The sequence below is a fragment of the Streptomyces poriferorum genome (assembly GCF_019399235.1).
GTDB lineage: Bacteria > Actinomycetota > Actinomycetes > Streptomycetales > Streptomycetaceae > Streptomyces > Streptomyces poriferorum.
Genome location: NZ_JAELVH010000077.1, coordinates 1 through 23,680, shown reverse-complemented (window position 1 = coordinate 23,680; position 23,680 = coordinate 1). Strand labels below are relative to the sequence as shown.

General features: G+C 67.8%; 17 protein-coding genes and 1 pseudogene. 8 read left to right on the top strand and 10 right to left on the bottom strand.

What is annotated here, in order from left to right; all coding sequences use genetic code 11:
- Positions 1-27: 27 nt before the first annotated feature.
- A complete protein-coding gene (locus JGS39_RS16050; RefSeq protein ID WP_219569774.1) occupies positions 28-1,104 on the bottom strand; it encodes a PP2C family protein-serine/threonine phosphatase in 1,077 nt (358 codons plus the stop codon).
- Positions 1,105-1,761: 657 nt separating this feature from the next.
- Positions 1,762-2,031 (bottom strand): restriction endonuclease, encoded by a 270-nt coding sequence (locus tag JGS39_RS16045; protein WP_236063895.1) that lies wholly within the window; start codon positions 2,029-2,031, stop codon positions 1,762-1,764.
- A gap of 791 nt (positions 2,032-2,822) precedes the next feature.
- Here JGS39_RS16045 and JGS39_RS16040 point away from each other — a divergent pair.
- Entirely contained in the window at positions 2,823-3,416 is a 594-nt protein-coding gene (locus JGS39_RS16040; RefSeq protein ID WP_219569773.1) for a TetR/AcrR family transcriptional regulator, read from the top strand.
- Positions 3,417-3,526: 110 nt separating this feature from the next.
- Complete coding sequence (locus JGS39_RS16035) at positions 3,527-4,264, top strand: NADPH-dependent F420 reductase (protein ID WP_219569772.1); 738 nt, start codon at positions 3,527-3,529, stop codon at positions 4,262-4,264.
- A 313-nt stretch (positions 4,265-4,577) separates the two neighbouring features.
- Here the strand turns inward: JGS39_RS16035 and JGS39_RS16030 are convergent, their stop codons facing one another.
- From JGS39_RS16030 to JGS39_RS16020, 3 genes are all read right to left on the bottom strand, one after another.
- Positions 4,578-4,871 (bottom strand): putative quinol monooxygenase, encoded by a 294-nt coding sequence (locus JGS39_RS16030; RefSeq protein WP_219569771.1) that lies wholly within the window; start codon positions 4,869-4,871, stop codon positions 4,578-4,580.
- 31 nt (positions 4,872-4,902) lie between these two features.
- A complete protein-coding gene (locus JGS39_RS16025) occupies positions 4,903-7,464 on the bottom strand; it encodes a GH32 C-terminal domain-containing protein (protein WP_219569770.1) in 2,562 nt (853 codons plus the stop codon).
- Between the two features lie 220 nt (positions 7,465-7,684).
- Entirely contained in the window at positions 7,685-8,647 is a 963-nt protein-coding gene (locus JGS39_RS16020) for a carbohydrate kinase family protein (RefSeq protein WP_219569769.1), read from the bottom strand.
- Between the two features lie 248 nt (positions 8,648-8,895).
- Between JGS39_RS16020 and JGS39_RS16015 the strand changes: the two genes are divergently transcribed.
- The 4 genes from JGS39_RS16015 (at position 8,896) to JGS39_RS16000 (ending at position 12,963) form a co-directional block, all read left to right on the top strand.
- Entirely contained in the window at positions 8,896-9,918 is a 1,023-nt protein-coding gene (locus JGS39_RS16015) for a sugar ABC transporter substrate-binding protein (protein WP_219569768.1), read from the top strand.
- A gap of 128 nt (positions 9,919-10,046) precedes the next feature.
- Positions 10,047-11,042: an ABC transporter permease gene (locus JGS39_RS16010; RefSeq protein ID WP_145766177.1), complete on the top strand. Its 996-nt coding sequence runs from the start codon at positions 10,047-10,049 to the stop codon at positions 11,040-11,042.
- Positions 11,039-11,872, top strand: coding sequence for an ATP-binding cassette domain-containing protein (locus JGS39_RS16005; protein ID WP_219569767.1), 834 nt, complete (start codon positions 11,039-11,041; stop codon positions 11,870-11,872). The genes JGS39_RS16010 and JGS39_RS16005 overlap by 4 nt, the downstream gene beginning before the upstream one ends.
- A gap of 74 nt (positions 11,873-11,946) precedes the next feature.
- The gene (locus tag JGS39_RS16000) at positions 11,947-12,963 is read left to right on the top strand and encodes a LacI family DNA-binding transcriptional regulator (protein ID WP_219569766.1); all 1,017 of its coding nucleotides are present in this window, start codon (positions 11,947-11,949) and stop codon (positions 12,961-12,963) included.
- A 159-nt stretch (positions 12,964-13,122) separates the two neighbouring features.
- Here JGS39_RS16000 and JGS39_RS15995 read toward each other — a convergent pair whose 3' ends face one another.
- From JGS39_RS15995 to JGS39_RS15975, 5 genes are all read right to left on the bottom strand, one after another.
- A complete protein-coding gene (locus JGS39_RS15995; RefSeq protein ID WP_219569765.1) occupies positions 13,123-14,592 on the bottom strand; it encodes a glycoside hydrolase family 32 protein in 1,470 nt (489 codons plus the stop codon).
- 73 nt (positions 14,593-14,665) lie between these two features.
- The gene (locus tag JGS39_RS15990) at positions 14,666-15,538 is read right to left on the bottom strand and encodes a carbohydrate ABC transporter permease (RefSeq protein ID WP_219569764.1); all 873 of its coding nucleotides are present in this window, start codon (positions 15,536-15,538) and stop codon (positions 14,666-14,668) included.
- A 1-nt stretch (position 15,539) separates the two neighbouring features.
- Complete coding sequence (locus JGS39_RS15985; RefSeq protein ID WP_236063896.1) at positions 15,540-16,466, bottom strand: carbohydrate ABC transporter permease; 927 nt, start codon at positions 16,464-16,466, stop codon at positions 15,540-15,542.
- A gap of 72 nt (positions 16,467-16,538) precedes the next feature.
- Positions 16,539-17,840, bottom strand: a complete 1,302-nt coding sequence (locus JGS39_RS15980; RefSeq protein ID WP_219569762.1) for a type 2 periplasmic-binding domain-containing protein — start codon at positions 17,838-17,840, stop codon at positions 16,539-16,541.
- 144 nt (positions 17,841-17,984) lie between these two features.
- The gene (locus JGS39_RS15975; protein WP_236063897.1) at positions 17,985-19,019 is read right to left on the bottom strand and encodes a LacI family DNA-binding transcriptional regulator; all 1,035 of its coding nucleotides are present in this window, start codon (positions 19,017-19,019) and stop codon (positions 17,985-17,987) included.
- Between the two features lie 492 nt (positions 19,020-19,511).
- Between JGS39_RS15975 and JGS39_RS15970 the strand changes: the two genes are divergently transcribed.
- A complete protein-coding gene (locus JGS39_RS15970) occupies positions 19,512-22,355 on the top strand; it encodes a GH32 C-terminal domain-containing protein (RefSeq protein WP_219569761.1) in 2,844 nt (947 codons plus the stop codon).
- A 1,131-nt stretch (positions 22,356-23,486) separates the two neighbouring features.
- Positions 23,487-23,680: pseudogene (locus JGS39_RS15965) on the top strand (hypothetical protein); the annotation flags it as partial.

The window sequence follows — 23,680 nt, the reverse complement described above, 5'->3', positions numbered from 1 at the left end:
CCACCCGCCCTCCCCGAACCTTCATGGTTACCTCGCTCCCGGGGTCACGCCTGCAGGGTTTCCCGGGCCGAATTCCAGGAGGAGCAGCGCGGAGTCGTCGTTCGGGGCGCTCCCGGTGAACGCGGCAACGTCGGCGCGCAGCCGGCGCAGGGCTGTTTCGAGACAGCCTTCGGTGAGCAGTGACCCCGCCCGCTCGGCCACCGGGTAGAAGCGGCCGGTGCCGTCCCTGGCCTCGCTGAGTCCGTCGGTGTAGAAGAGGATCCGGTCCCCCGGGTGGAGAGTCGATCGCGTGACCCCTTCCTGCTGGGGGTCCGCTCCCGCAAGGGCGGTGAGTCCGAAGGGTGGAATGGACACCATCGGTTCGATCAGCTCGGCCCGCCCGTCGGTGGTCACCAACAGCGGAGCGGGATGGCCCTGGTTGAGCACCACGAGGTGTCCGGCGTCGCTGACCTGAGCGAGGAGGCCGGTCACGAACCGCTCGCCGTCGGTGCTGCGGTCCAGAGCCGTCTCGATGCGGCGGGCGACTTCCGTCAACTCCACCGCGTCAGGAGCGGCTTCCCGGAACGCGGCCAGCACCACGGCCGCGCAGCGTACAGTTCCGAGCCCTTTGCCCTGGACATCGGCAATCACTACACGGACCCCCCGAGAACAGGCCACCGCCTTGTACAGGTCCCCTCCGACGCGGGTGGCCCGACTCGCAGAGACATACGAAGCAGCGAGTCGGACGGGGCCAATCGTCGACGGCACAGGGACGAACAGCCCGTCCTCCAAGGCGTTGGCCACTTCCTGCACATCCACGAGGCGTCGTTCCGCCCTGACCCTGACCCACGCCGCGTAGGAGGCGGCCAACGTGACGTACAGGATGGCGATCAGCGCGACGTACATCCGGGCGTAGCCCAGACGGCCCGAGCTCGCCGCCACTGCGACGCAAATGGTCATCGCGACAATGCCCATCGCCGGAACGAGACGTACAGGTCCACGCGCCGCGGCGATGGCCGGGCCGGCCGCGTATACCGGCAGCAGGTTGTAATGAGCGCCCGTGGCCGCGTCCACGACGAGGACGATCCCCATGACCACCAGCGGTAGTGCGGCTGGTACGGCCATGGCTGTCCTGACCAGGCGAAACAGCACAACCATCTCCCGCTCTCACCGACTCGGGTACCTGAATCAGCATACGAAGGGAAGGAGGAACACACGAGCCGAGGCGGAGGCTCCGCCCACAGACCGCGGGCAGGCCCTCGAACGGTCCGTCGGGGACCGGGGGCTGCCAGCACACGAGCGCCTGCGGGACCCGGGCCGAGGCCGGTGCCCCGGACAAGCCCCCCGGACGTGGTCCGGGCCTTCATACCGTTGTACTCTCGCGCAGAACCTCCGGATGCTCCTCAGAACGAAGGATTCCGAGGTCGCACCTTCAGCGCCCGGGCCGAGCCGAACGTCGCGCTCTTCGGCTACCTCGACGGCCCTCTGCGACTCCCGCCATATCGAGGGGAACAGCTCGGCTTCCTCGGCCCAATCGAGTTCGGGAGAAGCACTACGCCGACCTGGCGGCGGCCGCACCAGCGAACCTGGACGCCCCGTCAACCCGGCCTGATCAGCTGATCAGCACCTCCCGAACCATGCGGGAAACTCACCTCGCAGGCTGGGAGTCGTCCTCCTCGGCTCCGATCGGATTCGCCCGTCGGCCAGCGAGGCACGTGCCGTAAGTCGCTCGCATCCAAGCCTCGCCCCATACTCGGCTGCGCCCCGCTCTCACACTGCCCGCTACACGTGGAGGAGGCAGCGGGCAGCGGTGGTGACGCCATGGGGCAAGCGCGGGGCTCTCGTCCCTCTGTGGTCTCCGGCATCGTGAAGGCCCATGGGGTCGGTGGCCAGGACGTCGGTGCCGTTGTCGCCGGCCCCGCCGATCTGCCGGGCGTCGGTGCCTCCGTCACGGCGCATCAAGTCACGGATGGCGTACTCGAAGTCCTGGTGATGCAGGGCATCCAGCTGGGGCAGCGCGTAGCGCAGGGCTGCTGCTGTACCCGCGCCCAAGCCTGTTGCTGCTGGAACCGGTGAAACCACCAGGCCCCGCCCACCGCAGCGCACGCTCCCAGTACGACGAGCACCCACCAGTTCGTCACCAGCCAGGAGAGCACCGCCGAAACCACCGCTATGGCCATGGCCTCGCCCACGACGAGGAGCAGCAGGTCTTCCTGCCGCCGCTGTCTGCTGCGCCCCGCTGCCGCGGCCGCCACGCCGGCAGACGCCGCGCGGCACAGCCCGCATGACCTGGAAAGAACGCCTGGTCTCCTCGGGAGCCCTCTGGGACTTTCCTGGGACTTTCGGCCGCATCAAGGGGCACAAGCGTGAAACAACCGAAAGGCCATTTCCCCAGGTCAGGGGCTGATGGTCGATCGTTCCTGCAGGTCAGCTGAGCGACTGCTCTCTTCCGGGACATCTGAGGGCCTGCCTGCATGACACCACCACACCCCTCCTGACCTGCGCAAATGCGAGGTCAGGAGGGGTGACGGAGCTCCTGGGGCTTTTCTGGGACTTTGAACCACGAACGACGGCTCACGAACACCGCGCTCTCCGCATGATGAGTCGTCGCGAATCATGTGGAACCAAAACAAGTGTTGGTGCAGGTCAGGCATGCCCACTACATCATCCGGCGAACCGATCGCGCGCGTTACGCGCGCTGAGGGCGTGCCGTGAATGCCCCGTCCGGACTCCGCGCACGCCCTCCAGTTTGACCGGAGGGTATCTCCGTTTTACCCTCGAAGATATACGGAGGCAGCATCCGTTTCGACGCGTGCGCGTACTCACCGGAGGCAGGAGGACGCATGACCCCCAGCGGACGCCAGGGGCGTAAGCCCCGCGCGGACGTCCAGCGCAACCGCGCGACCCTCCTCGAGACCGCGCAGCGGCACTTCTTGCGCTATGGGGTCGGCACCTCCCTGGAGGCTGTGGCCAAGGAAGCGTGCGTCGGGCCCGGCACCCTGTACCGGCACTTCCCCACCCGGGAAGCATTGCTCGCAGCCGTCCTGCAGACCCGCTCCGAGGAACTCGCGGCCCGCCAGGCGGGTATCGAGCAACTCGGGGACCCTGCCGAGGCGTTGGAGCGGTGGCTGCGGGCGATGGAGGAGTACTTCAGCGCCTACAGCGGCCTTCCGGAACCGCTCATGGCCGCGGCCCGGGCACAGGAGCCGGACAGCCCGCTCACCATTCCCTGCGACATCCTCATCACCGCCACCGACCAGTACGTGCGAGCGGCGCAGCACGCGGGGCACGTGCGGGCGTCGGTGCGGGGGTACGACCTGTTTCTCGCGGCCTGTTCCCTTGCCTGGATCAAGGGCAACGACACCGACGAGGAGTCACTCGACCGGCTTCGCGCACTGATCGCGAGCGGCTACCGCGAGCGGGACGCCCTGGCGTAACCGCCACACGATCCGGACCGGTCCACCAACGCTCGGCGGCTCGACCACTCGAAGTCATCACATGGCGCCACCTCGCGGGTGGCGCAGCACATCTCAGCAAGGGACAAATCATGAAAATCACTGTTATAGGCGCCGGTGCCATCGGTGGGAACCTCGCCTCCAAGCTCAGCACGGCGGGTCACGACGTACAGGTGGCCGTTGCCCGCGGCCCCGAGGCCGTCCGGACGGAGGTGCTGGAGTCCGGGGCCCGCGCGGTGGTCCTGGAGGAGTCGGTCCAGGACAGGGACGTGATCATCTTGTCGATCCCGTTCGGGGTGGCGGGCCAGCTGAGGGACCTGTTCGCGTCTGTGCCCGACGAGACAGTGGTCATCGACACCTCGAACTACTACCCGGGCATGCTCAGCGAGTCGATCGAGGCGGTGGACAACGGCCAGGTGGAGAGCGCGTACACCGCCGAACTGCTCGGCCGCCCCGTCATCAAGGCGTGGAACGCAGCGCTGGCCGAGACTCAGCGCACGCGGGGCGTCCCGGCGGGAACCCCCGGCCGAATCGCCATCCCGGTCGCCGGTGACTCCGGCGAGGCGCGGAGGGTGGTCATGGGCCTGGTGGACGACACCGGCTTCGACCCGTACGACGCCGGCTTCCTGGCCGACTCCTGGCGCCAGCAGCCCAACAGCCCCGCCTACTGCACCGAGCTGACCCTTGCGGAGCTGCCGGCGGCCTTGGCCGCGGCCGACCGCATCAAAGACGCGGCCATCCGCAACAGCCTCCCGGAACGCTTCGCCGCCCTCCCTGCCAACCCCACCGTCGACGACGTCGTCGAGATGAACCGCGCCGCCCACCGCTGAGACACCCGACGCGGCTCTCGTGCACGCTACGACACGAGAGCCGCTGCGCCGGCACGTCGCGAACACATAAGGCGAACACGAAGAGCGCGCTCACTTCGGCCAGGTCGTCATCACCCACCTACCGCATGCCCGTGCCGGGCCGGCCGATGATCAGCCGCCGCCTCACCAGTTCCTCGCTCCACGCTTCGCCCACGGACGAGCGGGTCGCCCGGCGGGGTGAGCAGCAGGCACCCCCGCCGAGTTGTCCCGCGGATCCCGATCTGTGGAGTTGCGAGGACTGGGTTCGCTCCGCAGCCCGGCAGACATCATGTCGTCAGGACTCGGGATCGAGGAAGGTCAGGCGCGAGGCGGCCTCCTCGATCAGCGGGGCGAGGGCTGTGTTGAACGGGTCGGCGTACTGAGCCGTGAGGTGGCGCTGGAAGGCGGCCTCGTCCTGGTAAGTCTCGAAGATGAGGTAGGCACGAGGGCTGGACGCCTTGGTGCAGACCTCGAAGGACAGGTTGCTGACCTCCTTGCGCACCGTCTGGGCGTACTCCCTCAGAAGGTGCGCAACCTCGTCCTCTGCTCCTTCGCATGCGGTGAACTCGGCGAGCAGGGTCTTCTTCACGTCCGGCCCTTTGCGGTCGGGATCACTCGCGTCACTTCCGAGAGGATTCGAGGTGCCAGACGCGGGCGCGGTCCAGCTTCACCGATCCGTTCTCGGCGAAGACCTCCACTCCCTGGCTGGAGGGATCGGGGAAGATCTGGTCCGTGATCACCGCTTCGCCGCTGCCGCCGAAGACCTCGACGGATGACCAGTCGACGACGATCCGCAACTTCACCTTGCCGTTCACGGCGTGCAGGGGCGCGCGCTGGACGCCGGCGAAGGTGTCGCTGAAGTCCACGGCGCCGGATCGCATCCGGTCGACGTACAGCTCCTGCGTCGTGGTGTCGTATCCGATGACGGTCTCCTCTCCGCCGGCACCGGTGCGCACCTTGATGCCGAACCGTTCGGCGTCCTTGAGGGAGAAGGCCGCCTCGATGTCGAGGGCCTTGCCCTTGGCCGCGCCGCGTCCCAGGGGCTGTGACGTGCTGGTCACCGTGGTGCCGGCCGACGCCACCGGGCGGCCCTCCCGCAGGGAGGTCAGGCTGCTCACCGGCTCGCTGGTCAGCTTGATCCGGCCGTCCACGGTGCGCAGGGCCATCTGGCGGGGGATGCTCTGCGCGCTGCGCCAGGGGGACGTGGGGAGGGAACCGCTGTACTCCCAGTTGTTCATCCAGCCGATCATGTGCCGCTTGTCGCCCGGTGCGTCCTCCCAGGACACCGCCCCGTAGTAGTCCTTGCCGTAGTCGGCCCAGTCGGCGCGCTGCACGGCGGACCTGGCGGGCGTTTCCGCGGCGGTGAACTGGTCGGCCATGATCTGGCCCCAGCCGCCGGTGTTCATGTCGACGATCTGGATCCGGGCCTTCTTGCCGGCGTACGGGCGCATGTCGATGGAGGCCCAGTCCAGCGTCTCGCTGTTGGAGCCGGTGGCGCTGCCGACGACCTTGCCGTCGACGACCAGATTGACTGCCGTTTCCCGGGAGATGGGCTGCGCCCGGGTGTCGGAGAGCACGATGTGGTCGACGTTGATGTGGCCCCATCCGCTGATATTTTCGTCGACGATCTTGATCTGCGCCTTCTTGCCGATGAGTTCGCGGACGTCCCATGAGTCCCAGTTGAGTGCCTCGCCGTCGTGTCCGGTGGCGCTGCGTACCACCTTGCTGTCGACGAGGAGTTCGACGGCGGTGGACTCGGCCTGACTTGCGGGATGGTTGCCACCGCCGATGAGGAAGTTGACGTAGCTCCTGTCGATGGTGAACTCCGGCGAGGTGAGGCTGCCGGTCGTGGCGTCGCCGTTCAGGAAGGAGTTGGCCAGACCGCTGCCGAGAAAGCCGGTGACCTCCTGCTGGCCGGCGTGACTGCCGGTGGCCGGTGCGGTTCCGAAGGCATCGCCCGTGACCGTCCAGTTGCCGTAGGTGCCGCCTTCGAAGTCGGCGAGGGTCGTCCCCTCCGGCACTGGTCCCCGTTCCTGCACGGTGCCCGCCTGGTGGGGGTGCCGTCCGCCGGCGATCTTGAAGTTGAGGTACGGGCTGTCGACGGTGAAGGGCGGGGAGGAGAGGATTCCGGTGCCGCCGTCACCCGCGTGAAAGCTGTTGGCAAGGCCCTTGCCCTCGAAGCCGCTGACGGGTCCCTGCCCGGTCAGCGCCCCGGCCGTCGGTCCCTGGCCGAATGCGGTGCCGGTAGCCGTCCATGTACCGAAGTCCGGGCTCTCGAAGTCCTGCATGACGGTGCCGATGGGCGGGGTGTAGGAGCCCTTTTCGTCGGCGGTGAACTTCGTGCCGTCGAAATCACCGACGAAGTACTGGGCGCCCGAGCCGCCGGCGATGCCGCCGGGGTTGATGTTGACGACCAGGACCCACTTGATGTTCTTCTTGTTCCCGTCGACCGCCAGGGGGAACAGGTCGGGGCATTCCCAGACGCCGCCCGTCGCCCCGGCCGGCCCGAACTCGCTGAGCAGGTCCCAGTTCTTGAGATCCTTCGAGGAGTAGAACTGCACCTTGTGCTCGGTGGACAGCGACACCGTCATCAGCCAGCTCTTGGTCGGCGCGTACCACTGGACCTTGGGGTCGCGGAATTCCTTGGAGCCGATGTCGATGACCGGATTGCCGTCGTATTTGGTGAACGTACGTCCGCGGTCGTTGCTGTAGGCGAGCGACTGGGCCTGGGTGCCGGTGCTCTTGTCGTAGCTCGTGTAGATCGCCACCATGGGCGGGTTCTTCTTCGTGCCGAAGCCGGTGGTGTTGTTCCAGTCGATGACCGCGCTGCCGGAGAACACCATCTCCTTGCCGTCGTGGGACAGGGCGAGCGGCAGCTCCTTCCAGTGCATGAGGTCGGTGCTCACCGCGTGTCCCCAGGACATGTCGCCCCAGGAGTTGCCGTTGGGGTTGTACTGGTAGAAGAGGTGGTACTCGCCCTTGTAGTACACCAGTCCGTTGGGGTCGTTCATCCAGTTCTTCTGCGGCGTGTAGTGGAACTGGGGCCGGTAGGTCTCGGCGTACGGCCGGGTCCCGGAGGCGACTGCCTGAGGCGTCAACAGGGCGGCGGACAGGGCGCATACGGTCGCCGTCGCGGCGATCATCCGCGTGCGGGCATGCCGGGATACGCGTCTTGAGGTCATGGTGTCTCCTGGGCTGCGGCCGTTTCCGCAGCCGGGTGCTTCCCGGCGCGCGGACTGAACGAAAAGGGGAGGCCCTGCCGACGCTGCGGCACCGCGTCGGCCATGAATGTCATCGTTGACTTATGTCAGCGATGACACCGGGTGGGGCCGATGATGGACGCATTCCGGCCGACGCGTCAACGGCTGGGACACGTTTCCCCCGGCTCGGCCGGGCCGCCCGTCACGCGACAATCTGTGAGGCGTACTGCGGCAGTTGACTCTGCCACGGAGGGTTCGGACCGGCGACCGAGCAGGTCAGGGCCGCGACATGGGCGGCGAACAGACAGGATTCCGCCACCTCGCCCAGGCGGAGAGCGGTGAGCCGCCCCCCGAGGAGTCCACGCGCACCCAGGTGGTGCAGCAGACCCGCCGTGAAGGAGTCACCCGCCCCGACCGTGTCGACGACCCGCGTCGTCACGGCCGGCACGTGCATCCGCTCGCCGTCCAGCGAGACGAGAGCACCATCGGCGCCACGCGTGACCACGACGAGCCGTGCGCCGGCAGCGTGCCAGACGTCACATGCCTGCTCCAGAGACGTTGCCGGCAGGAGGAGCCTGAGGTCTTCCTCGCTCAGCCGCAGTATGTCCGCGAGGTCGCACCAGCGCCGCAGTTTCGCGCGGTAGGTCTCGGGATGCACCAGCAGCGGCCGGACGTTGGGATCGATACTGATGGTGGCCCTTGACGAGGCCGTTGCCAGGAACTCCTCCACCGCTGCCGCCCCCGGCTCCCGGACCAGGGCGAGCGAACCCGTGTGCAGGCAAGCGGTGGACGACAGGTCCACACCGGCCAGTTCGGCGCTCGACCACTGCCAGTCGGCCGTGCCCTGTGCGTGGAACGCATACGCGGCCTGGCCATGGGCGTCCAGCTCCGCCACCGCCAACGTGCTCGGCTCCGATGCCGCGACGGCGTGCGACAGGTCCACTCCTGAAGCCTCCAGATGGTCCCGGAACAGCCGGCCGAACACATCCCCGGACAGCCGTGCGAGGAAGCGGGACGGAGTGCCCAGGCGAGCCAGGGCCACGGCCGTGTTCGCCGGCCCACCGCCCGGGAGTACATGCAGGTCGAGCTCATTCGGAGCGCTTGCGGGCCGGGCGAACGCGTCTGCGACGCATTCGCCCAGGACGGTGATCTGACGCGGACTCATGGACTGCTCTTCTCTGACGAACGGACGGGCAAACCGAGTACGTCGCGACACGGGCGTTGCGGCTGCGGGTGAGCGACGGCCGGGGACGTTGCCGATTTGTAACAACGGCAAGGCATTGACGTGCCCGGGAGACGGAGTCCATCATCCTCGGCAAGCAGTGTCAACGATGACATAAGTCAACGATGACACCCCTGGGACGGCATGCTTCGATGCCGGCCGAGCCGCACGCGATCCCGCAGGAGCCGTTCATGCCTCGCACCATTCGTCCGACCCCCTCCCTGATCAGAGCCGCCGCATGCCTGGGGATCGCGGCTCTCACCCTGACGGCTTGCGGATCCGGCTCCGGATCGGATTCCGCGGGCGACGGCTCGGGCAGCGTCAAGGTCGGTCTGATCACCAAGACCGACACCAACCCGTTCTTCGTGAAGATGAAGGAGGGTGCGGACAAGGCCGCCAAGGACAGCGGTGCACAACTGATCACCTCAGCCGGCAAGTTCGACGGGGACAACGCCGGGCAGGTCACCGCGATCGAGAACATGATCGCCGCAGGTGTGAAGGGAATCCTGATCACCCCCAGCGACTCCAAGGCGATCGTGCCCGCCCTTGAGAAGGCCCGCGCCAAGGGGATTCTGGTCATCGCCCTGGACTCCCCGACCGACCCCGAGAGCGCGGTCGACGCCCTCTTCGCCACCGACAACCTCCGGGCCGGGGAGATGATCGGCGCCTACGCCAAAGCCTCGATGAAGGGCAGGACGGCCAAGATCGCCACCCTCGACCTGGCGCCGGGCGTCGCCGTCGGGGTCCAGCGGCACAACGGCTTCCTCAAGGGCTTCGGCATCGGCGAGAAGGACCCGGCGATCGTCTGCTCCCAGGACACCGGCGGCGACCAGGCAAAGGGCCAGACCGCCATGGAGAACTGCCTGCAGAAGGCACCCGACATCAACGTCGTCTACACCATCAACGAGCCGGCCGCGCTCGGCGCGTACACCGCACTGAAGGCCAAGGGCAGGGAGAAGGACGTCCTGATCGTCTCCGTCGACGGCGGCTGCACCGGGACGCAGGCGGTCAAGGACGGCAAGATCGCCGCCACCTCCCAGCAGTACCCGCTGAAGATGGCCGCCGAAGGCGTCGGGGCCGTCGTGAAGTACGCCAAGGACGACAAGAAGGCGACCGGTTACACCGACACCGGCGTCAGCCTGATCACCGACAAGGCACAGGCAGGGGTCGCGTCGAAGGACACCGCCTACGGCCTGGACAACTGCTGGGGCTGAGTCGCCCTCCGCCCGAGCAGCCGCCGTCCGAAACCCGTTGGCGGGGTGGCCGGCCCTGCCCCGATCGGGGACGGCCGCCCCCATCTGTCCTCCCCCGAGGACCTCTGCTTTTCCGACAAGGACTTCGCATGACAGCCACCACCGCGCCGTACGCCGAGCTGAAGACGCCGACCACGGCCCGCAGACTCCTCACCGCGCCGACCACCGGCCCTCTGGCCGCTCTCCTCCTCGCCTGTGTGTTCTTCTCCCTGTCGACGGACCAGTTCCTCACTGGCGGGAACTTCTCGCTGATCGTGCAGCAGGTCATGGTCGTCGGCACCCTCGCCATCGGCCAGACCCTGATCATCCTCACGGCCGGCATCGACCTGTCGTGCGGTGCCGTGATGGCGTTCGGCAGCATCGTGATCGCCAAGATGGCAGCTGAGGGCACCCTGCCCCCGCTCCTCGCCATCACCCTGGGCCTGGTCGTCTGCGGCGGCTTCGGACTTCTCAACGGGCTTCTGGTCCAGAAGATCCCGCTGCCGCCGTTCATCGTGACGCTCGGCATGCTCAACGTGGCGTTCGCCCTGACGCACATCTACTCCGAAGAGCAGACCGTCACCAGCCTGCCGGGCCCGCTGACCGCCCTCGGAGAGACCTTCCCGCTCGGCCGCACGGACATCACCTACGGCTCGCTGGTCACCATCGGCCTCTTCCTGCTCCTGGCATACGCCCTCAGCAGCACCGGATGGGGCCGGCATGTCTACGCCCTGGGCAACAGCCAGGAAGCCGCACGCCTCAACGGCATCCGCACCTCCCGCCTGACCATCGGCATCTACACCGTGGCCGGCGTGCTGTACGGCCTCGCCGCCCTGCTGCTCATCTCCCGCACCGGGGTGGGCGACCCGCAGGCAGGACAGACCGAGAACCTCGACAGCATCACCGCCGTGGTCCTCGGCGGCACCAGCCTCTTCGGCGGACGCGGTTCGGTCCTGGGCACCTTCATCGGTGTCCTCATCGTCGGTGTCTTCCGCAACGGCCTCCAACTGATGGGTGTGGCCTCCATCTACCAGACCCTGATCACCGGGATCCTCGTGATCCTCGCGGTGACCGTCGACCAGATGTCCCGGAGGAAGGCCCGATGACCACCACCACTCCCACCCCTGTTCTCCAGGCCCGCGGTCTGGTCAAGCGCTACGGGCAGGTCACCGCCATCGACGGCGCCGACTTCGACCTGATGCCCGGCGAGGTCCTCGCGGTCATCGGCGACAACGGAGCCGGCAAGACCAGCCTGATCAAGGCCCTCACCGGCGCGGTGGCACCGGACGCGGGCGAAATCCGCCTCAACGGCGAACTCATCCAGTTCACAGGGCCGCAGAGCGCGCGCGCCCACGGCATCGAGACCGTCTACCAGGACCTGGCGGTGGCCGCCTCGATGGACATCGCCTCGAACATGTTCCTGGGGCGTGAACTGCGCCGGCCCGGCGTCCTCGGCAGCGCCTTCCGCATGCTGGACAAGAAGCGCATGCGCCAGGAGGCCGCGGAGCACATGGCCGACCTCAAGATCGGGCTGCGGTCCCTCACGCAGGCGGTCGAAACCCTCTCCGGCGGGCAGCGGCAAGCCGTGGCCGTCGCACGTTCCGTCGCCTGGGCGCGCAGCGTCGTCGTCATGGACGAACCCACCGCCGCCCTCGGCGTCAAGGAATCGGGGCAGGTCCTCGACCTGATCCGCCGGGTCCGAGACAAGGGCATGCCCGTGGTCCTGATCAGCCACAACATGCCACATGTCTTCGAGATCGCCGACCGGATCCACGTCCACCGGCTGGGCCGTCGCGCCGCCGTGATCAGGCCCTCCGACCACAGCATGGCCGAAGTCGTCGCCATCATGACCGGCGCGCTGACCCTCGATGAGGCCGGAGGTACTGTCGTAGCGGATTCCGAGGCCGCCAAGGCAGCGGGAGTCCAGGCCACCTGACATCCGACGAAACACTCACAGGTTCCGGCCGAGGCCGCGGCCGGAACCGACGAGCACAGGGAGACCCCCGCTCCATGGCAGCGAACCGCCGCCCCACCCTGGCCGACGTCGCCCGAGAAGTGGGCGTCAGCGCCAAGACGGTTTCCCGGGTGCTCAACGAGGACGGACCCGCCTCGGCCCGGACCAGGGAACAGGTTCTCGCCGCCGTGGCCAAACTCGGCTTCCAGCCGAACCTCATGGCCCGCAACATCCGTGTCGGCGGACCCGACACGACCATCGGGCTCGTCGTGCCCGACCTCGGAAACCCCTTCTTCGGAGCGGTGGCCGGCGGCATCGAGGACATCGTGCGGGACCGCGGCCTCACCCTGCTCATGGGGTCCTCCGCGGACGAACCCGCACGCGAACGGGAACTGACCGACAAGTTCCTCGCCCGTCGCATCAGCATTCTGATGGTCATCCCATCCGTCGGCTCCGACCACTCCCACCTGCGGAGCCATCGGAGCACGGGGCTGCCCGTCGTCTTCGTCGACCGGCCGGGAGCGGGGCTGACCACGGACAGCGTCGTCAGTTCCAACCTCGCGGGGGCACACGAGGGTGTCGCCCACCTGATCGCCCACGGCCACCGCCGCATCGGCTTTGTCGGCGACCTCCCCACCAACCTCTACACCCGCCGTGAACGCCTGGCCGGATACCGCTCGGCCCTGGCCGAGGCCGGCCTCCCCCACGATCGCTCCCTGGTCATCAACGCCCACGACCAGCAAGGCGCCTCGGCCTGTACCTCCAGCCTGCTGGAGTTGGCGAGTCCCCCCACCGCTCTGTTCGCCGGCAACAACATCGTCGCGCTGGGAGTGGTCGCCGAACTGGCCCGCATCAAGCGGAAGGACGTCGCCGTGGTCGCCTTCGATGACGTGCCACTCGCCGAAGCCCTCGAACCCGCCCTGACCGTCGTGGCCCAGGACCCCGAAGAGATCGGCCGGAAGGCAGCGGAGACCGCCCTGGCACGCCTGGACGGCGACCGTTCCCGCGCCCGCACCATCACCGTCCCCACCCGGCTGATCGTCCGAGGATCGGGAGAACTCACTGCTTCGTAGGCGCAGGAGGACGGAGACGGTGCGGGACGGCACGCCTGTCTGCCCGGATGCCTCGTTCGTCGACGCTCCTCGTCGTGACGGTCGTAGCGTCGTAGCACTCAGGAACGGCGGGCACCGCGGTGAACAGGTCCGGTCAGGCGTGCCCGGTCAGGCAGGGAATCAGTCGGTCGGCGCCCGTCCCCGGCCTGCAAGGGTCGGCTCTCTCAGGGCGTCTGCCTGGGTCAGGTCCCATGCTTCGACCGCGAATTCACTGCGCAGGGTGCCCGTCGTACGGGCTTGGAGCCGCCACGGCCCTTCACCCAGTGGATAGAACCGCAGGGTGAGGACCTGTTCGTCGCCAAGGTAGATCTCGGCTATCGAGCGGTCCACGATCACGCGCAGTTCGACGGGACTGCCGGGGCGCTGCTTGGCCGGGAAGGGCAGGGTGTACGAGCCTCCCCGGGCTCGTGTGTCGAGCGACGCGTGGCTGCGGTCGACGGTGAGGTGTCCGGCCGCGGGGTCGAGACGGATGTCGAGGTGTTCGGAGCCGTCGGCGGCGGTGATCAGCCGCAGCCCGCTCGTCCCCGTGGTGTCGGGAACGAGGGCGGCTGCCAGATCGAAGGCAGGGCTGACCTGACCGAGCTCGACCGGCTCGGCCTGCGTGACGTATCCGGTTCGGTGCAGTGTGCGCGCACCGCGCAGAGCAAGCACTTCGCGAGCGGGGCGTTGGGCGACCGTTCCATCGGCCGTCAGGCTCACCTCACGGGGAAGGGTGAGGACACCGGCCCAGCCCGCCTCACGCGCCCAGCTGTCGTCGCGGGCCTCCCACGCCCACGCCCACAGCAGCCACCGGTCTTCCCCGGGGGCCCTCAGCAGCGCGGGGGCGTAGAAGTCAGGGCCGTGGTCCAGAGGGGCAGGGGGCGAGTCCGCTGCGAAGCGGCCGTCCTTCTCGCGGCCGGTGTGGACGGTGGTGTGACTGGGGCCGTTCTGCGGGGTCCAGTCGCTGACGATCAGTGCGCTCCGGTCGCCGAACGTCGCGTACTGCGGGCACTCCCAGCCGATCGGGCCGGTGCCGGCCGCGGCGTCGCTGGTGTGGAAGGGGCCGAGGTACGCCCAGCTCTCCAGGTCGTCGGACTCGTACAGCAACGCCGCGGCGCGGCCGTCGTCGAGTGCGGAGCCGACCAGCATCCGCCAGCGGTCGTCCTGCCGCCAGACGTAGGGGTCCCGGTACATGGTGGTGCCGGCAGGGGGCTCAGGGATGAGCAGTTGGGGTCGCTTGGCCCAGGTGCGGCCGTTGTCCTGCGACTCGGCGGTGGTGATGGGCTGCCACCAGCGGTCGTTTCGGTGGGCGGAGTAGAAGGCCACCATGCGGTCGTCGACGGAGACGGCGTTGCCCGAGAAACACCCGTCGGCGTCGTAGCCGTCGGGTGTGGGGGCGAGGGCGACGGGGAGGGGCTCCCAGTTGATCAGGTCGGGGCTGCGGAAGTGGCCCCAGTGCACGTTCGAGTGCTGCGGTCCGTGCGGGTTGTACTGGAAGAACACGTGGTAGTGACCGTTGTGGAAGACCAGCCCGTTGGGATCGTTGATCCAGTTGTGGGGCGGTCGCAGATGTATGGCCGGAAGGTGGGGGTCGGCAGGCAACGCGGACACGCAGGGCCTTTCTCGGGGTGCGCGAAGCACACGGAAGTCATCAGGAGGGCGAGCGGCTCGGTGGGGCCGCGGGTCAGCCCTTGACGCCGCTGGAGGCGATGCTGTTGACGAAGGAGCGCTGGAACGCCACGAAGAGCGCCAGGATCGGCACGGTGATCATGGAGGAGTACGCCACGATCTGGCCCCATCCCACGTTCAGCTGGAAGAAGTAGGAGATGCCCACCATCACCGGCCGCAGCTCCTCGCTCTGTACGACCATCAGCGGCCACAGGTAGGAGTTCCAGGCCGGCAGGAACGTCAGGATCGCCACGGTGGCGACGGCAGGCCCGGACAACGGCATGACGATGCGGCGGTAGATGGTGAACCAGCCGGCGCCGTCCACGATGGCTGCCTCGTCCAGTTCCCTGGGGATGCTCTGGAAGTACTGGTGGAAGAAGAAGACCGAGAAGGCGTTGGCGACGAACGGCAGGATCTGCACCTGGTAGGTGTCCATCCAGCCGGTGCTCCACTCCAGGTGGAATCCGTTGACGGTCAGCAGCGGCAGTTGGTTGACCCACCACACCAGCGGCAGTGCAAAGGTCTCGAACGGAACGATAAGAGTGGCGATGATCGCGGTCAGGACGAGCTTGCGGCCGGGCCACCGCATCCGTGACAGGGCGAAGGCGGCCATGCTGTTGACGACGATGCCGAGCACCACGGTGATCGAGGAGATCAGCACGGAGTTCAGCAGGAACCGTGCTGCCGGGACTCGCTCGAAGACGGCTGTGTAGTTGTCCAGCGACATGGCCCCGACCGGCAGGAAGGCGCGCAGGGAGTCCAGGTCGCCGAAGATCTGGTCGTCCGGCTTGAACGACGAGACGAACATGAAGACGAGTGGCAGTGCGAAGACCAGGGCCAGGACGATGCGCACGGTGTGACCGCCGAGGTGCTTGAGGAAGGAAGTCATGTCAGTCCTTCTCCCGGGTCAGGAAACGCTGGACGAGGGACACGCTCAGTACGAGCACGAAGAAGATCAGCGAGACGGCCGCCGCGTAGGCGGTCTGCTGCTGGTCGTAGCCGCTGTGCACGGCCTGGTAGACGACGGTGGTGGTGGAGTCGAGGGGACCGCCCTGCGTCATCACCCTGATCTGGGTGAAGAGGCTGAGCGCCGCGATCGTGATGGTGACGAGCACGAACGTGCGGGTGGCGCGCAGTCCCGGCCAGGTGACGTGGAGGAAGCGGTGCCAGCGGGTGGCTCCGTCGAGATCCGCCGCCTCGTACAGCTCCGCGGGGATGGTCTGGAGCCCGGCCAGCCAGATGATCATGTGGAAGCCGACGCCCTGCCACACCGACATCAGGATGATGGCGGGCATCGCGGTGGCCGGGTCGCCCAGCCAGTCCGGCCCTTGGACGTGGCCGAGGGTGAGCGTGGAGAGGACGTGGTTGACCAGTCCGTCCTCCCGGTAGAGGAAGGTCCATAGGAGGGACACCACGACCATCGAGGTGACCACCGGCAGGAAGTACACGGTACGGAAGAAGTTGACGCCACGGACCTTGGCGTTGACCAGCAGGGCCAGCACCAGGGCGAGTCCGGCCTGCAAAGGGACGACGACGGCGGCGAAGTAGGCCGTGTTGCGCAGGGACTTGTAGAAGGTCGGGTCCTGGAAGAGCAGGGTGAAGTTCCTCAGGCCCACGAAGCGGGCCGGAGTGGGTGAGACGAGTCTCGCGTCGGTGAACGCCAGAGTGAAGGCCAGAGCGACCGGTACAACGAGGAAGACGATCAGTAGCACGACGGCCGGGGTGGCCATGCCGAAGGCGGTGAAGCTCTCACGGCGACGGGCGTTGGTCGTTCGGGCTCGCCGGACCGGACGCAGCCGCTCGCGGGCTGCGAACATGGTGGGCACGGTGTCTCCAGGGGATCGGTCCGGTTCGGACGGCATGGTCGCGCCCGAACCGGACCGGACGGGTCAGTTGGAGTAGTAGTTGTTCGTCTTCAGGTTGTTGTCGATGCTCTTCGCGGCCTGGCCGAGAGCGTCCTTCGGGTCGGCACCGGCCAGGATGTCCTTGGACGCCTTCTCGAACTCGGTGGAGATGTAGGGGTAGGCCGGGGTCGCGGGGCGCACCATGGCGTACTTGCGCGCGAACTGGACCAGCACGTCGAACTTGCCGCCCGGCTGGTAGTCCGCGATCTGCTGCGCGGCGGCGTCGGTGGCGGGGATGGTGCTGGTGGCCTTGGCGTAGTCGACGAAGTACTTCGTCTGGCGGGAGAACTTCAGCCACGCCTGCGCGCCGGCCTTGTTGGAGCAGGTGGAGCTCATCCCCCACTGCCAGGAGGCGCCGCCGATCTTGGGCCCGTTGCCGAAGTCCACCGGCGGGATGATCGCCAGGTCGTCGCCGAGCTTCTCGGCGTTCTTGGCCGCGTTCCAGCTGCCGTCCCACTGGATGGCGCTCTTGCCGGCCAGGAAGTCCTTGTTGGGGTCGGCTCCGGACTTCTTCGCCATGTAGTCCTTGGCCACCAGCGAGTGGAACCAGGTGGCCCACTCCACGGCGTTCTCGCCGTCGAGGGTGCCCGAGGCCGTCTTGTAGTCGCCGCGGTCGATCAGGTCCCCGCCGAAGCTCTGCAGCTGCGGGGAGTACGCGTAGGACCACCACTCGCCGGTGCCGCCGGTGCCCATCTCCAGCGGGTACTCGAACTTGCCGCTCTTCTTGAGCTTGGCGAGCGCCGCGTTGAACTCGTCCTTGGTCCAGGGCTTGTCCATGGTCGGGACACGGACGCCGTTCGCGTTCAGTACGGACTTGCGGGCGAAGTAGGCCAGCGAGACATCGTAGAAGCCGAACGCGTAGAGCTTGTCGTTGTAGCGTCCGACGGTGCTGGCCAGCTGGCTGAGCACGGGTACTTCGCTGCCGGAGACGTCGATCGGGTCGAGGTAGCCGCCCCACGCCCAGTTCGCCACGTTGGGGCCGTCCACGTCGAGCAGGCAGGGCAGCTTGCGGGCGGAGGCAGCTGCGACGACCGAGTTGTTGTAGTCGCTCTGCGGGAACGCCTGCAGCTTGACCTTGTACTTGTCCTGGGAGCCGTTGAAGTCCTTGATGATCTTCTTGACGACGTCGAGTTCCACCGAGTTGCCGGCGTTGTGCGTCCACAGGGTCAGCGTGTCGCCGCTGGCACCGGACGTGCTTGCGCTGCCGGACGTACATCCGGCGACCAGGGCGGTCGCCGCCGTGACGGCTACACTGACAGCAGCGAGGCGTCGTGTTCTGAACAGCATGAGGTTCCTCCATCTCACTGAGACGGGTCTTGCAGGACCCGCCCTCGGCGACCGGGTACGACGGTCGCTGTTCTTGGTGGCCGTCCCGCCACCCGCCCGGAATCATCGGTGCGGGCGGCGGGACGACTGTCTTCGGTGCCGGTGTCAGCCGCTGGTGGGTGCGGCGAGGGAGGCACGGCTCTGCAGCGGCATGGGCACGCGGTGCACGACTGCTTCGAGCGGGCCCGGGCGGAGGATCAACTCCATCGCGAGGTGTCCGAGCCGGTAGTGCGGCAGCCGTAGCGTGGTGAGCGCCGGACGCAGCACGGAGGCGATGTCCTGGTCGTCGAACGAGATGACCGACACATCGCCGGGCACCGACAGACCTGCCTCGCCGAGTGCCTGGTAGGCGCCGAAGGACACCCGATCGGCCAGGCACACCAGGGCGCGGGGCCGGTGGCCCGCTGCCAGCAGGGCGGACACCTCGCGGTGGCCGTCAAGCGTGTCCCAGTCGCACTCGATGACGCCTTCCAGGCGCGCCCCACCCTCGCGCAGGACCTCCTCCAGACCGCGCATGCGCTCGTTGCCGGCGATGATTCCCTCAGGGGTGGCCGGAACGGCCTGGTGGCCGCCGATCGCCCAGATGCCCTCGGTGTGACCGGCCGCGAGCAGAGCCCGGGCCGCGTCCCGTCCGGCCTCGAATTCGTCCGGGACGACGGAGGGTGCGTCGAAGTCGGGGGCCAGGCAGTTCAGCAGGACCACGCGGCGCCCGAACAGCTCCTTGGGCGGGGTCACGTAGCGAGTGAACATGGACGCGTAGACCACCGCGTCGACCTGCCGGTCCAGCAGTGCGTGGACCAGCGACGACTCGGCGGCGCGATCGCCACCCGCCTCGGTGATGAACAACAGGTGGTCCCGCTCCCGGGCAGCCTCCATGGCCCCGCGGATCACTTCGCCGGCGAACGGGGTCGTGGTGATCCGGTCCGAAACGAGCCCGATCGTCTGAGTGGACTTCGTCCGCAGACTGCGCGCCGTGACGTTCGGGCGGTAACCCAGATCCCGGGCGGCCGCCAGGACTCGTTCGCGGGAGGCGTCGGAAATACGCATGTCGGTCCGACCCGACAGGGCGAACGACGCGGTCGTCGGCGACACGCCCGCCCTGCGGGCGACGTCGGCCATGGTCACGCGGCGTTCGGACATCAGAGGATCAGCCCCGTTCAGCTAAATCGGATTAGCAAGGTGTGACGAGATTGCTCCACCCGTCATGCACTGTCAACACCCCGGACATCTCGCCTACATAACGGCGGCCTTATATGCCGTTTTGGGTGCCTACAAGGGGTGCGAAATCGAATTCCGTCTGCGTTAGCTCTTGCTTTAGCGGCTACGGCGCACGAACCATGCCGACCCATGACGTAAATCGAATTGGCGAACCGTCAGGTGACGGTCGGTCACGCATCCACACCGGCGCCTCCCGTGTACACAGCACGGCTAGGGCCGGAGACGCAGCACCGCCGCCAATGCCGGCACCCCGGCAATACCCGTAACTCCCCCGCCCCCCTACCCGCTGCCCACGGACCGTGTCGCGTCCGGGGCCGGCGCCCCGCTCCGCCCGCTCACCTCAACCCCACACCACCGGAGGTTCGTATGCGAACCCGCTCCCCAGCGAAACCCGCGACAGCGAGCAGAAGCAACGTGCTGCGCCTGCTGCTCGCGCTCACGATCTGTCTCGGTCTGACATCACCCCTGATGTCGGAGCCCGCCAGCGCAAGCGAGACCGCACTGTCCAACCCCGGCTTCGAAACCGGCGACCTCAGCGGCTGGACCACCACCGGAACGGCCTTCAACGGAGCCGTCACCGACGACCCGGGCTGGGGGTGGGGATGCTGCTTCAACCAAGAAGGCACCCACCACCTGTGGGGATTCGCCGGGGGCGGAGACGACGCCACCGGCACCGTCACGTCCGAACCCTTCACCGTGACCGGTACGGGAATGGTCAGCGCCCTGGTCTCCGGCGGCCGAAACGAAGCCCAGTTGTACGTCGCACTGACCGCCCCGGACGGAACCGTCCTCCACAAGGCCACCGGCACCGACGACGAGGCATACCACCGCGTCACCTGGGACGCCCGCGATCACCTCGGCGAACAACTGCGCATCACCGTGGTCGACCGGGCCACCGGCGGCTGGGGCCACATCAACCTCGACGACGTGCGAGTCGGAATCGACAAGGCACCCACCCCCGCCCAGGAAGGGCTCGCCGCCTACTGGGACTTCGCCGAAGGCCGGGGCACCGCGACCACGGAGCGGATCAGCCAGGCCGCGGACCCCATCAGCTATGTCTTCAACGACGCGGTGTACAAGCCGGACAGCGACCCCCTGTGGCGCACCGCGCGCGAGGAGGAAGGTGTCCTGTCCGGTGCCCTCCTGTTCGACGGCTACTCGACCTGGGTCACACGCGCTGCCTCGCAGACACAGCTCCCCACCGACGGCATGACCGTCGAAGGGTGGGTCGCCCCGCGCGCCTTCGAGTGGGGCGACGACGGCAAGCCCTCCGCCATCGTCAACCAGCAGGACAAGGCCGCACACCGCGGCTTCTCCCTCGGCGTCGGCCGGCACGGAGTGTGGGAATTCGGCGTCGGCACCGGAGATGCCTGGTACGAGGCGAAGGTGCCCAAGTCCGCGGCCCTGGCCGCCGGGAAGTGGGCCCACCTCGCCGCGGTATTCGCACCGGGCGAAGGCGCCATCAGGCTGTACCTGAACGGCGAGCAGGTCGCCCGGACCGCCATCCCCACGAACGCCCGGATGGCCAAGGCCGACGTCCCGATGATCATCGGGCGCCACAACCAGCCCACCATCATCAACGGCACCTTCGCCGTGAACATGTTCAACGGCCTCATCGACGAGGTGAAGGTCCACACCGACCCGCTCACCGCCGCCTCGGTCGCCACGAGCCATCAGCAGGACCTCCAGACGTTCAGCGGGGGCAGCATTCCAGAGGCGCGTATGGCCATGGACCGCTCGCGCTACGACGGTGACCGCTACCGTCCCGGCTACCACTTCACCGCCCCCAACCACTGGATGAACGAGCCCCACGCCCCCATCCAGGTCAACGGCAAGTACCACCTCTTCTACCAGCACAACTCCCACGGCCCCTACTGGCACAACATCGGCTGGGGCCACGCGGTCAGCGAGGACCTGGTCCACTGGCGGGACCTGCCCGTCGCCCTCGCCCCCACCGCCGACAGCGTGGCGCCCGACGGTGTCTGGTCCGGTGACTCGACGCTCGACGAGAACGGCGTCCCCGTCCTGCTGTTCACGGCAGGCAACGACTCCCAGCGACCCAACCAGGCCACCGGCCTCGCACGCCCTGTCGATCCCAGCGACCCCGACCTGGTCGAGTGGAAGATGCACCCCACCCTGGTCACCAGCCAGACAGCCGACCTCAACGTCGGTGAAGGACGGAAGGTCCGCTTCGGCGACTTCCGCGACCCCTTCGTCTGGAAGGAGGGGGACACCTGGTTCCAGCTGATGGGCTCGGGCGTCCAGACCACCTCGGGCACCGACGTCGGCGGCACCGCTCTGCTCTACACCTCCAAGAACCTCACCGACTGGACCTACTCGGGCCCCCTGATGGTCGGCGACGTCGCGGCTCATCCCAAGACCGGCCAGGTCTGGGAACTGCCCACCTTCCTGCCCATCGGCAAGGACGCCCAGGGCCGCCAGCGCCGCGCGCTGCTCGTCAACCCGGCGTTCCCCGCCGGCCCCGGCGAGTACAGCAGCAAGTACGTCTACTACTGGGTCGGCACCTGGGACGCCGGGGCCCGCCGCTGGACACCCGACACGACCGAGCCCAAGCTGATGGATTACGGTGACCACTTCACCGGCCCCAGCGGCACGGTGGACGACAAGGGACGATCCCTCGTCTTCAGCATCGCGCAGGACCGGCGCACCGAACGCGCCCACTACGACGCCGGGTGGGCCCACAACGCCGGCCTCCCCATCGAACTGTCCATGCGCCCCGACGGAGACCTCGGCTTCAGTCCCGTGGAGGAAGTCTCCCGCCTCCACACCGGCGCGCCGCTCCTGGACATCAGCGAACCGACCTCCGTCAACGACGCCAACACACGCCTGGCCGGCATCAAGGGCGACATGCTCCACATCAAGCTGACCATGGAGCAAGGCACCGCCGGCACCTTCGGACTCGACGTACTGCGCAGCCCCGGAGACGAGGAACGCACCCGCCTCTTCTACGACGCCCCCGCAGGACAACTGGGCGTCGACCGCACACGGTCCGGGAACAACTCCAGCGCCGAACCCGACCTCGGGATCCAGAAGGGCCCGCTCGCGCTCGCCAACGGCAACCTGACCCTCGACGTGTTCCTCGACCGCTCGATGATCGAGGCATACGCCAACTCGCACAAGTCCATCACCACCCGCGCCTACCCCTTCCGCCAGGACTCCCAGGGCCTGCGCCTGTTCGGCGACGGCAGCGTCATCAAGTCCATGACCGTCTGGAAGATGGGCAACATGACCGACTGACCTGACCACGCATGCAGGTAGCAGGGCAGCTACCGGTTTCCCGTGCCCACAACCTGTTCGGTCCGCAGCCTCGTGGCTGTGGACCGAACAGGCGATTCCCTACGGCCTCGCGGCGCCGTCCAGCCCCCTGCAAGGAGGGGGCTCCTACGCCGCCGACCGCATGCGTCGGGTCGTCCGCTCCACCGTGCTCGCACAAAGGGCCGGGGCCGCATGTAGCCCAGAGAACGATCGTGGACTGAAGGAAACCCTGGGACTTCTCTGGGACTTTCGGCCGCATCAACGTGCACACGCAGGAAACATCTGAAAGATGATTCACGCAGGTCAACGGCCTACGACCGCGTATCACCGCAGATCATGGGGCTGCGCTGTCCCTTCCGGGACATCTGACCGGCGGGGTGCCGTGCCCCTCTGGGGCAAGGAGCACGACACCTCAACGTGTCACCTGACCTGCGAATACCTACCTTCACGGCCCTCCACTGAGCCCTGCTGCTTTTCAGCTCCCTGTGCAATGCATGTGCAAGATGATCTTGAATAAATGACGGCACGTCCAGAGTGCCTGGGTACCCGTCAGTCTTCACGGAGGGTTGTCCCCGAAGCGGCCTCGCAACGTCCGGTGTCGTTCGTGTCACGCCGATTACGTCTGGTCGACCACCGACACCACGTCGACGCCCCGGCAAGCCGCAGCGGGCTCGGTCAGAGCTCTCTTCGACGAGACGCAGGCGCCGCCGTTCGCCGCCTCGCAGTCCTTCGTAGTCTTCACCCCTACGGGCTCGATGGGGCCACCATCACCGCTCTCCGCTCCTGGGCCATGGAGCGGGCCGATGACCTGGCGGCCAGGCTCCTCGAAGAGAGGCCGACGATACGGACATCGGCTGCTCCTGGGTTCCCGTGCCCACCACCGCAACGTGTTCGGTCTGCAGCCTCATGGCTGCGGACCGTACAGGCATTCCCGACGCCTTCGGCCCGAGGCGCGGGCTGGCGCCTGAAGGAAGCCTTTCCCGCCGGGCGAGCGGGACCCTTCGGAATCGCCGAAGGGTCCCTCAGGCATACCGCTCTTGTTCGCGCCCGCGGCCTCCGATTCCCTGGCGAGTGCGTCACCCGCACCGGTGACGCCGGACCGTGGAGGTGGACGTGACCGCGCATGCAGAGCCGCAGGCGGTGGCCGCAGACCCGGGGAAAGAACCAGTCGGCCGGGGCGTCAACCCGGCCGACTGGTGGATCATCGGGCTGCTCCTGGCTTTTTTCACCCTGAACTTCGCCGACAAGGCGGCGATCGGGCTCGCCGCGCCCGACCTGAAGCGGGATCTAGGTGTATTGCCCTGTGA

Excerpts from the sequence above, each read along its gene's own strand:
- JGS39_RS15980 (WP_219569762.1), bottom strand. The coding sequence starts at position 17,840 with ATGCTGTTCAGAACACGACGCCTCGCTGCTGTCAGTGTAGCCGTCACG.
- JGS39_RS16040 (WP_219569773.1), top strand. The coding sequence starts at position 2,823 with ATGACCCCCAGCGGACGCCAGGGGCGTAAGCCCCGCGCGGACGTCCAG.
- JGS39_RS16020 (WP_219569769.1), bottom strand. The coding sequence starts at position 8,647 with ATGAGTCCGCGTCAGATCACCGTCCTGGGCGAATGCGTCGCAGACGCG.
- JGS39_RS16000 (WP_219569766.1), top strand. The coding sequence starts at position 11,947 with ATGGCAGCGAACCGCCGCCCCACCCTGGCCGACGTCGCCCGAGAAGTG.
- JGS39_RS16025 (WP_219569770.1), bottom strand. The coding sequence starts at position 7,464 with ATGACCTCAAGACGCGTATCCCGGCATGCCCGCACGCGGATGATCGCC.
- JGS39_RS15975 (WP_236063897.1), bottom strand. The coding sequence starts at position 19,019 with ATGTCCGAACGCCGCGTGACCATGGCCGACGTCGCCCGCAGGGCGGGC.
- JGS39_RS16015 (WP_219569768.1), top strand. The coding sequence starts at position 8,896 with ATGCCTCGCACCATTCGTCCGACCCCCTCCCTGATCAGAGCCGCCGCA.
- JGS39_RS15990 (WP_219569764.1), bottom strand. The coding sequence starts at position 15,538 with ATGACTTCCTTCCTCAAGCACCTCGGCGGTCACACCGTGCGCATCGTC.
- JGS39_RS16005 (WP_219569767.1), top strand. The coding sequence starts at position 11,039 with ATGACCACCACCACTCCCACCCCTGTTCTCCAGGCCCGCGGTCTGGTC.
- JGS39_RS16010 (WP_145766177.1), top strand. The coding sequence starts at position 10,047 with ATGACAGCCACCACCGCGCCGTACGCCGAGCTGAAGACGCCGACCACG.
- JGS39_RS16050 (WP_219569774.1), bottom strand. The coding sequence starts at position 1,104 with ATGGCCGTACCAGCCGCACTACCGCTGGTGGTCATGGGGATCGTCCTC.
- JGS39_RS16035 (WP_219569772.1), top strand. The coding sequence starts at position 3,527 with ATGAAAATCACTGTTATAGGCGCCGGTGCCATCGGTGGGAACCTCGCC.
- JGS39_RS15985 (WP_236063896.1), bottom strand. The coding sequence starts at position 16,466 with ATGTTCGCAGCCCGCGAGCGGCTGCGTCCGGTCCGGCGAGCCCGAACG.